At 40.1% G+C, this 262-nt stretch carries 1 protein-coding gene; it reads right to left on the bottom strand.

The window, feature by feature from the left end:
* The coding region (locus SB764_RS41585) for an AAA family ATPase (protein ID WP_410866976.1) at window positions 1-262 on the bottom strand (262 nt) is incomplete at both ends.

Genomic DNA, 262 nt, shown 5'->3' with positions numbered 1-262 from the left:
GCCATTGAGTCTTCTGCCTCAATCTTGACATCAAAATAAGGAATAACACCTAATACCGGTATGCCTGTGTAATTTTCGAGCCATTCTATACCACTATCAAGTAATTGTTTCATACCACGGAATTTGTTAATAATTATTCCCTTAACTCGTGCGCGTTCATCGTTATCTAATAGTACCAATGTTCCGATTATTGCTGCAAAAACACCTCCACGTTCGATGTCCGCAACTAAAATTACAGCCGCATCCGTTTCATGTGCCATCC

This window comes from Paraburkholderia sp. SIMBA_027 (assembly GCF_046535315.1).
Classification (GTDB): domain Bacteria; phylum Pseudomonadota; class Gammaproteobacteria; order Burkholderiales; family Burkholderiaceae; genus Paraburkholderia; species Paraburkholderia tropica.
This window is presented reverse-complemented; position numbering and strand designations above follow the sequence as displayed.